The sequence below is a fragment of the Sphingobacterium shayense genome (assembly GCF_013179575.1).
Classification (GTDB): Bacteria; Bacteroidota; Bacteroidia; order Sphingobacteriales; family Sphingobacteriaceae; genus Sphingobacterium; species Sphingobacterium shayense.
Window position 1 is genome coordinate 1 of record NZ_JABMCQ010000253.1, and the last position, 3,867, is coordinate 3,867.

The 3,867-nt window shown below is 41.7% G+C and carries 3 protein-coding genes, 1 other RNA gene and 1 pseudogene; 1 reads left to right on the plus strand and 4 read right to left on the minus strand.

Annotated elements, in window-relative coordinates:
- From HP439_RS18230 to HP439_RS18240, 3 genes and pseudogenes are all read right to left on the minus strand, one after another.
- Nucleotides 1-413, minus strand: a pseudogene (locus HP439_RS18230) (alpha/beta hydrolase); the annotation flags it as partial.
- Nucleotides 414-424: 11 nt separating this feature from the next.
- Entirely contained in the window at nt 425-1,408 is a 984-nt protein-coding gene (locus HP439_RS18235) for an aldo/keto reductase (protein ID WP_172391759.1), read from the minus strand.
- Nucleotides 1,409-1,428: 20 nt separating this feature from the next.
- Nucleotides 1,429-2,280, minus strand: a complete 852-nt coding sequence (locus tag HP439_RS18240; RefSeq protein WP_172391760.1) for an aldo/keto reductase — start codon at nt 2,278-2,280, stop codon at nt 1,429-1,431.
- Nucleotides 2,281-2,439: 159 nt separating this feature from the next.
- On the opposite strand from HP439_RS18240, the gene HP439_RS18245 reads away from it, so the two are divergent.
- On the plus strand, nt 2,440-3,339 hold the full coding sequence (locus tag HP439_RS18245) for a helix-turn-helix domain-containing protein (protein ID WP_172391761.1): 900 nt from the start codon (nt 2,440-2,442) through the stop codon (nt 3,337-3,339).
- Nucleotides 3,340-3,600: 261 nt separating this feature from the next.
- On the opposite strand, the gene ssrA is transcribed toward HP439_RS18245, so the two are convergent.
- Nucleotides 3,601-3,867: a transfer-messenger RNA gene (ssrA, locus tag HP439_RS18250) on the minus strand; the annotation flags it as partial.

Consider the following 3,867-nt stretch of genomic DNA (forward strand, 5'->3'; position numbering starts at 1 on the left):
GCTTCCACCATACTTTTTCCAGCTTCGCCACGTCGAGGTTGATCGAGCAGATACACTGAGAATTTCCGACGGAGGAAAATGTTCTGAAAGCCTTCTCTACCATCTGCTGTTGTCTCCCATGTTTTTTTTGACTGGCCTGCGCCATGCAGAAAAACCAAAGGATATTTGCGGACTTTTACAGGTATTTGATAGAAGACATAGGCATGATCGCCATGGAATGTCTGGCCTTGAGGTTTCAGGGCATCATTTACATCAAAGCTACCAGCTTCGGTCTTGATTGTACCACCAACTGCAAAACTGCCTTGTTCAGCGATAAGCAAAGGCTTTTGTTTTTTTTGGGCATGCACCGTTGTCGAAAAAATGAATAGGGCAGCAGTGGCTGTAATATATTGTGTTATACTGTTCAATCGCATAGCTTGTTTTTTTATTTACCGACTCTGTTCTGTAAAGCAGCAGGATACCGTTCGCCCTGGATAGTAATCGCTGAAGCCGCCAGGTTGATCTCCTGTATATCTTTTGCATCGAGCTGAACGCTGATGGCATCAATATTTTCCCTGAGGCGATGTAGTTTAGTCGTTCCCGGGATTGGAGCGATCCATGGTTTCTGAGCAAGCAGCCATGCTAAAGCGACCTGGGCTGGAGTGGCATCTTTTTTACTTGCTATCGTTTTCAGGAGATCTACAAGAGCCTGATTCGCTTTCCGGTTTTCTTCCGAGAAGCGGGGTACGATGTTCCGAAAATCTGTCGGGTCAAATTTTGTGTCCGCATTGATTGCACCGGTTAGAAAACCTTTTCCTAAGGGGCTAAAGGGGACAAATCCGATCCTGAGCTCTTCCAATGTAGGGATGATCTCATTTTCAGGTTCACGGTAAAATAGCGAGTATTCGCTCTGCAATGCTGCCAGAGGCTGCTCAGCATGTGCCCGACGGATCGTTTCAGTTCCCGCTTCGGAGAGTCCCCAGTGTTTTACTTTTCCTTCAGTAATCAGATCGCGGATGGTTCCAGCCACCTCCTCAATAGGGATATTGGGGTCGGTGCGGTGCTGATAGAACAGATCGATCCTATCCGTACGCAGGCGTTGGAGCGAGGCTTCGGCAACTTTTCTTATTCTGGCAGGACTGCTGTCCAAACCTTTTTTTGAATCGCCATCCTCGAAACCAAACTTAGTCGCGATCACCACATCGTTTCTGAAGGGCTCCAACGCTTGTCCAAGTAGGATTTCATTGGTAAAAGGGCCATAACATTCAGCCGTATCGAAAAAGGTAATCCCAGATTCAAAAGCAGAGCGTATTAATTGAATTGCCTCTTTTTTGTCCGTAGCCGGGCCATAGCCAAAACTCAAGCCCATGCAGCCTAATCCAAGTGCGGACACTTCAAGTCCACTATTTCCAAGTTTTCTTTTCTCCATTTCAGTATTAATTTAGCGTTTTAGATATCAAGTTTTCTTTCACTCAGCGATCTGACCATCTTGGGGTCGCGGTGATCAAAAAATAGACTTTCTCCAGCGTCCAGGGATTTTATGGCGTCCATTTCCTTCTCTGTCAGTTCGAAATCGAATAGCTGGAAATTTTCGGCTATTCTTTCCTTATGGACCGATTTGGGGATAGCGATAATGTCCCGTTGTACGAGCCATCGGAGGATGACCTGTGCGACAGTCTTATTGTAATTTTTTCCTATTGACCTAAGGACCTCATTCTGGAAAATATCATTTTTCCCCTCTGCAAAAGGACCCCAGGATTGTATCTGGACTTTATTTTCTTCTAAGAAAGCTTGATTTTGAATCTGCTGATGAAAAGGATGGGTTTCTATCTGGTTGACAGCTGGCCTGAAACCACTGTTTACAATGAGGTCCATCACTCTGTCCGGCTGAAAATTAGCAACTCCGATAGCCCTGATTTTTCCTTCTTCATAAAGCTCCTGCATGGCTTTCCACGATCCAAAGATATCGCCATAAGGTTGGTGGATCAGATATAGATCGAGATAGTCCAATTGCAGTCTTTCCAATGACCGGTAAAATGCGGCTTTGGTTTTCTCATATCCCGTATCCTGAACCCAAAGTTTTGTCGTGATAAATAATTCCTCACGCTGGATAGCACAATTTTTTATTGCATTGCCTACCGCTTCTTCATTCAGATAAGAGGCCGCGGTATCAATTAGCCGGTATCCGGTTTCGATAGCGTCAATGACTGCACGCTCGCATTCCAATGCATCGTTTATCTGGAAAACACCAAAGCCAAGGATAGGCATTTCAATTCCGTTATTTAGTTTTACTTTATACATAATGAAAATCGTTTACGTAGTATACAATCCAATGATAACAAAGTTCGGTTTTGCAGGTTAAGGTTTTGGTAGACGGATTACGGATAGTTCTACCAATATTACAGATTCTATAAATTATTGGATTCCAGTTTTGTAAATTTGTTTCATAGCATTCAGGCAATGGAAGAGATCATCAATTTTAAGAGTATTCGAGAATACAATAATTTCAATAACAATGAAACATTGCACCCTTTGGTCAGTGTTGTCGATTTGAGCAAAGCTGATCCGCGTAAATTATCAAAGCTCAGGTACGAGTTCTATACGGTGTTTTTTAAAGAAATAAAATGCGGCGATCTCCGGTATGGCCTTAAGAATTATGACTATGAAGAGGGAACATTGATATTTTTGGCTCCGGGACAGGTCATCGGGGAGAATGGCACCAAATTCTATCAACCCCAGGGAACGGCTTTGGTATTTCATCCAGAGGTGCTTTATGGTACTTCTTTGGCCAGGGAGATTACCAACTATACGTTCTTTTCTTATTCGGCTAGTGAGGCGCTCCATCTTTCCGAGCAGGAGAGGAAGGTCATTATGGATTGCCTCAACAAGATAAAGCATGAATTGGTACATAGTATTGATAAGCATACCAAAAAGCTTATTGTCTCCAATATCGAGCTTTTTCTAGATTATTGCCAACGGTTTTACGACAGGCAATTTATCACGCGCGAAAATGTCAATAAGGGAATTTTGGAAAAATTCGAAGAGATTTTGAACGCTTATTTTCAGTCAGATGAACCACAGCAAAATGGCCTGCCCACAGTAGCTTACTTTGCAGAGCAATTATTTCTTTCAGCCAACTATTTTGGTGACCTGGTTAAGAAAGAAACTGGGAAGACCGCTCAGGAATATATTCAGAATAAGCTAATCGAGATTGCTAAGGAAAAAATATTTGATTCGAATAAGACAATTAATGAAATTGCGTTTGAACTTGGATTTAAGTATCCACAGCATTTTAGTCGGTTATTTAAAAACAGAGTAGGTTATACCCCCAATGAGTACCGCAATGTCAATTTAAATTAAAATAAAGAATATCAATTGTAAAATACCCCCACAATTGCCTCTTTTTACTAAAGGCTAGGTGGTAAATCCCTAAGGAGAAATCGAACTCTGGAAAAAAGAGGACAGAGATACCGTAAACCTTGTTTTTCGGGTAATTGATAACCAAAAACTAAATAATTTTGCTAAAATTTTCGAACTCTAAATGAATTTGCTTTAACTGATTGGTTCATAGTTTTTTTATGTGTATAAAAAAAGGAGACACTTTTTATTAAGTGTCTCCTTAAGTGGAGCCGGAGGGATTCGAACCCTCGTCCAAACATAGTATGATATACGCTTTCTACATGCTTAGTTTTACTTTTATTGTCGAGAGAGGGAAGGTGTAAAACTTACCTATACCGTTCTCCGTATTCACTGTATCTCACCAATGCTTAGTGAACTCACATTGGCCAGTTCTATCGTTCGATGCCCCTAATGCTAAACCAAAGAACAGGATTTAGCGGGACAAATAGCTATGTTAAGTCTAACTTAAGCAGCTAAGGCGTAGTTTTC